Source organism: Streptomyces flavofungini, from assembly GCF_041028215.1.
In the GTDB taxonomy this organism is placed as follows: domain Bacteria; phylum Actinomycetota; class Actinomycetes; order Streptomycetales; family Streptomycetaceae; genus Streptomyces; species Streptomyces flavofungini_B.
The window spans coordinates 1-3,355 of record NZ_JASKYR010000755.1 but is presented as its reverse complement, the minus strand read 5'-3'; the positions used below and the strand labels follow the sequence as shown (position 1 = coordinate 3,355).

At 72.5% G+C, this 3,355-nt stretch carries 4 protein-coding genes and 1 pseudogene; all 5 read right to left on the bottom strand.

The annotated features are described in order from the left end of the window. Positions 1-219: pseudogene (locus AB8Z36_RS33845) on the bottom strand (hypothetical protein); the annotation flags it as partial. Between the two features lie 156 nt (positions 220-375). Then, on the bottom strand, positions 376-1,380 hold the full coding sequence (locus tag AB8Z36_RS33840) for a YdcF family protein (RefSeq protein ID WP_369217215.1): 1,005 nt from the start codon (positions 1,378-1,380) through the stop codon (positions 376-378). Positions 1,381-1,466: 86 nt separating this feature from the next. Further along, complete coding sequence (locus AB8Z36_RS33835; RefSeq protein ID WP_369217214.1) at positions 1,467-2,099, bottom strand: hypothetical protein; 633 nt, start codon at positions 2,097-2,099, stop codon at positions 1,467-1,469. Positions 2,100-2,214: 115 nt separating this feature from the next. Continuing rightward, entirely contained in the window at positions 2,215-2,790 is a 576-nt protein-coding gene (locus tag AB8Z36_RS33830) for a VanZ family protein (protein ID WP_369217213.1), read from the bottom strand. Positions 2,791-2,878: 88 nt separating this feature from the next. After that, positions 2,879-3,355: hemerythrin domain-containing protein (locus tag AB8Z36_RS33825; protein WP_369217212.1), on the bottom strand; the 477-nt coding region annotated here is incomplete at its 5' end.

Below are 3,355 nucleotides of genomic sequence, written 5' to 3'. Positions count from 1 at the left end.
GGTGGAGAGCGGGACGCTCCGCGTGAAGGCGTCGGAGGTCGCGGTGGCCGAGTCGGCGGTGCAGCCGCCGTCGACGGAGATGACCACCGACTGTCCCGGCTTGCCGGGGCTCGGGGTGATCGACAGTGACGGCTGGGGGTCGGCCAGGGCCTGGGGCGCCACCACGGCGAACGCCGCCGCGGTGAGCGCGGCCGTGGTGAGAGCGGGACGGACACGCATGAGAGGGGACCTCGATTCCCGCGCGGCCGGGAGCCTGCCGCCCCTGAGTACTCCGCGCTTGCTCTCATGCAAGGCCGGATCGGCGCGTTCGGCGCGCCGGACGCGGCCACGCGGAGTAGCCCGGCGGCCGGGGCAGGACCCGCGCGCGGGGTTCCGTCAGCGGGTGGCCCAGACGAGCACCCCGGCGAGGACGAAGAGCAGGCAGGCGGCGATGTTGGTCCGCTTGTAGGCGACGAGGACGGCGGCGAACTCGCGGATCGTCGCGTTGGGCCAGAAGTACGCGGCCGTGTGCGAGCCCACCACCTGGCCCCGGACACCGGTCCGCCGGGCGGTGAGGGCGGCGCGGAAGGCGTGGTAGTTGTTCGTGACCACCACACAGCGGTACGCGGGGTCGGCCTGCTCCATGATGGCCTTGCTGAAGAGCAGGTTCTCCTCCGTGGACGTCGAGCGGTCCTCGCGCTCGATCAGTTCGGCGGGGAAGCCGCGGGCCGTCAAGTAGTCGGCCATGGCGTGCGATTCCGGCAGCTTCTCGTCGGGACCCTGGCCGCCGGAGGTGATCAGTACGGGTGAGCCGCCGCGCTCGGAGAGCCTGGCGTGCACCGTCTGCGCCCGCTTGAGCCTGCTGGCGAGCAGCGGCGGCACCGTGTCCCCGCCGATGAGCCCCGAGCCGAGCACGACCACGAAGCCCGCCCCGCGGCGGACCCGCAGCCGCCCGTAGAGGAACGCGTAGCAGACGAAGCTGAGGAACAGGAAGGACAGATAGCCCGAGAGCCCGAGGGCGGTCGCGCCCACGCCGAGCAGCACAGGGGTCCGTACGACCGCCGCCGTGATGAGCAGGGCGACGACGGCGACGATGGCCAGCGCGGCCATCAGCGAGAGCAGATTGGTCGGGCTCCGGCCCTCCTTGCGCACCATCCGCAGCCCGTTGAGGAAGAGCAGACAGGTCAGGACGAGGATGCCGAGGGCGCCGAGTGCGAGCAGCGAGAGGGCGATGACCGTGCCCGCCGTCGACTCCGAGCGCAGCAGCCGCGACATCCAGGCGATGAGCCCGCAGACCACGGCGAGCCCGAGGATCACGGCGTTGCCGAACCTTCGGCTCTCGCGCAGCATGCGCCAGCAGAAGAGGAGGAGGAGCAGAGCCGCCGGGGCGTAGACCAACATCCGCACAGAGTAGGGGGCCTGCGCTCATGACGACGCGTGCGGGGGACGGAAAGCCGTCCCCCGCACGCCAGGTCATGGACACCGCGTCAGTGGCGCGTGGTGTGCGCCGACCGCTGGGTCGGCAGGCCGAAGGGGCGGTGCGGTCGCGCGTGACCGGCGAGCGCGTCGGCCCTGCGGTCCTGCGGGCGGGGCATGAGCAGGTCGTAGAAGAGCTCGTGCCCGGCGAGCATCGCGCGCCGCATGGCCTCGGTGTCGGTCTCGCCCGCCGCCGCCCGCTGGGCCGCCTCGTGCAGTTCGCGACTGCCGTGGGCATGGCGCGGACAGTGCAGGGAAAGGGCGTCGGCCTGCCGCTCGCGCGACTCCGCCGGGAAGCCGCGCTCCACGGCGAGACGGTTCAGCAGGGCGTTGGCCCGTGCCACCGTCTGCCCGGGGGCTTCGGTGAACCGCTCCTGCAGCTCGGCCCATTCGGAGCCGTACCGCTCGCGGGCCGGGGTGTCCAGGCCCTTCACGCGCAGGCTGCCGAAGCGGCGCAGCCGCTCACTGAGCTCGCGCTCGGCGGCCGCCGTGTCTCCTTGGTGCTGCGCCACCGCGCGGTCGAACTCGGGACCGAAGCGGCGCCGGAGGTCGTCGGTACTCGTCTGGTTCAGCGGGCGGGCGAGCAACAGCGCCGTGATGATCGCCACGGCCGCGCCCAGGATGGCCAGCATGCTTACGGACATGTGCCTGCCTTCCGCAGAGGCTCCCTCACGCGAGGCTTTCGCTACAGCGTGTTACCGATTCGGGCGGGATTAAACGCGTTGGGTGACATTTCTCTTCTGATGCGGGGGTGAATCACTACCCCTGCCGGGCATCGCGCCGGGTGAAGCGGTGCCACCAGTGGTGCCTGCGGGGGTGGATGGCCCGTCCGAGCCGGCGCCCGAGGACGAGGTAGCCGAGCAGCGCGCCCGAGGTGTTGAGGATGACGTCGTCGATGTCGAAGGTCCGGCCCGTCACGAAGGCGCCCTGCGCCAGTTCGACGAGGACCATGGTCACCGCCGTGGCGAGCGCCACCCTGAGCAGGCCGCGGGTGCGGGGCAGCAGCACCGGGAGCAGCATGCCGAACGGCACCCCGAGCAGGATGTTGCCGCCGATCTGCTTGACCGTGTCGCGGAAACCCGGCTGGGCCAGGTAGTCCCGTATGGAGTCCCCGGGCGTGAAGTTGCTGTGGGTCAGCGCCGCGGAGGCCGCCGAAGGCTCCAGCGTCAGCCGGGCGAGCACCACGGCGAAGGCGACCATCCCGGCGAAGGCCGCCAGCATCGTGGCCACCCGGGCCAGCGGCGGCAGCGGCGCCCTGCGCGCCTCCGCCCCGGCGGCGGGCTCGTCCGCGCCTCCATAGCGCCGGGCGCCCGCTGTTCGACGTGTACGTGCCATCAGTGCCTCCACCTCCTGGAATAACTCGGCCCGCGTGCCGTGGCGGTGGGGGTCCGGGCCCCGGTCACGCCGCGGGCCGAGCGTGTGATCAGCCGTGCACCCTGCGCCGTACGTCGGCCAAGTCCCCGCTGCAGGTGCGCAGTTGCTCGGCGCGCTCCCTCGCGAAGGCGGCGCCGAGGCGGGTGCGTCCGGCCCGGGTGACCCGCTCGCGGGCGTCCGCGAGGAGCGTGCGTTCGGTCTCGTCCGCGTACTCCGTCACCGAGGCGACGAGTTCCGCGAGCCTGGCGTCCCAGGCGCAGGGGCTCCGCTCGTCGGCGTCGAGCAGGTCGAGCAGGGCCTCGGTGCCTTCGCCGTGGCGGGCGACACCGCGCTCGATCTGGCCGTTGTCGATGCCTCCGTACCGCTTGAGCGCGGGGTAGACCTCCGCCTCCTCGGCCCGTACGTGCGCGGTGTAGAGCTGCGCGAGGTCGCGCAGCGCGTGGCGCCGTTCGGACGGACCGCCGTCGCGGAGCTGCCGCAGCAGGTCCTCCACGATCCGGTGGTCCCGGAGGATCAGCCTGACTAC

What these genes read in the sequence shown, in the direction of transcription:
- AB8Z36_RS33840 (WP_369217215.1), bottom strand. Translation starts at nt 1,380, where the DNA reads ATGTTGGTCTACGCCCCGGCGGCTCTGCTCCTCCTCCTCTTCTGCTGG.
- AB8Z36_RS33835 (WP_369217214.1), bottom strand. Translation starts at nt 2,099, where the DNA reads ATGTCCGTAAGCATGCTGGCCATCCTGGGCGCGGCCGTGGCGATCATC.
- AB8Z36_RS33830 (WP_369217213.1), bottom strand. Translation starts at nt 2,790, where the DNA reads ATGGCACGTACACGTCGAACAGCGGGCGCCCGGCGCTATGGAGGCGCG.